The sequence below is a fragment of the Rothia gullae genome, assembly GCF_024294905.1.
GTDB lineage: Bacteria > Actinomycetota > Actinomycetes > Actinomycetales > Micrococcaceae > Rothia.
In genome coordinates this window covers 104,728-105,660 of sequence record NZ_JANCOC010000009.1, presented here as the reverse complement: position 1 = coordinate 105,660, position 933 = coordinate 104,728, and the positions used below count along the sequence as shown (strand labels likewise).

Here is a 933-nt window from a genome sequence, read left to right as displayed (position 1 = left end):
GCTTCGAATTTTGCAAAAAATCCCCACATGGGGAAATTAAACTACCAATTTTGCCCCGTTTTGGGGGCCCTTAAACTTTTTTAATGCCTGGCCCCCCCCCCCCCCCCCCCCCCCGAGCCGGTGCCCATAAGAGAGAAAAGGCTGAAACTGATGACTGAAGCGGCTGAGACCGTTCTTGAAGTATTTATTCCGGGCCCCGGCGAGAACCCGGAGGATCCGCAGGATATGGAGCGCTCCGAGTTCCTGGGCGCCGCGCAGGAGGCGCTGGATTCGGGCGTGGACATTGAGGTGTACTCCACCGACTCCTACCCGTCCGCATTCGAAGAGTGCGCACCCGTGGCGGAGCAGATTGAGATGAACGGCCGCGAGGTTCTGCCGCTCATGTTGGTCAACGGTGAGGTGAAGGTGTCCTTCGCGTACCCGACCGCCGAGCAGATTAAGCGTTTTGCGCGCGCCCACCTGGTCGCCCAGCCGAAGGCGAACGCGGCAGCGGCTGCGTGCGGCCCCTCCGGTTCCCCGGCGGCGTCGATGATTCCGAACCTGAGCCCCCTGGCGGAGCCCGCCGGTTTCGCGGCGACCCTGGCGGGTAAGGTACCCCAGCCGGTCGGCGGCCCCGAGATTGGTAACCGCGTGAACCTCATGGGTGGCGACACCGGCGACGGTATCCCCACCTCTGGTTCGGTGGCTGTGAAGTCCGGCGGCTGCGGATGCGGTGGTTGCGGCTGCGGCGGCAAGTAAACCCGCCCCTGCCGGCAATGAGCGCCCGGCTCGCCCGGTTCTAAACTACATAGCAAAGAGCGGTGGCCCCCCCCGCGGGGTTGGGGGGCCGGGCCCCCGGTGGTTTTATTGCGGGGGGGGGGGGCCCCCCCCCCCCCCCCCGGGGGGGGGGGGGGGGGCGCCGTGCAGTGGTGTTGGGGGTGCGCCCCGCCGCCC

General features: G+C 67.1%; 1 protein-coding gene. It reads left to right on the top strand.

What is annotated here, in order from left to right:
- Positions 1–150 precede the first annotated feature (150 nt).
- Positions 151–738 (top strand): arsenic metallochaperone ArsD family protein, encoded by a 588-nt coding sequence (locus NML54_RS06770; RefSeq protein ID WP_254756888.1) that lies wholly within the window; start codon positions 151–153, stop codon positions 736–738.
- Positions 739–933: the final 195 nt, after the last annotated feature.

Coding starts and splice junctions, on each gene's coding strand:
- NML54_RS06770 (WP_254756888.1), top strand. CDS start 151: ATGACTGAAGCGGCTGAGACCGTTCTTGAAGTATTTATTCCGGGCCCC.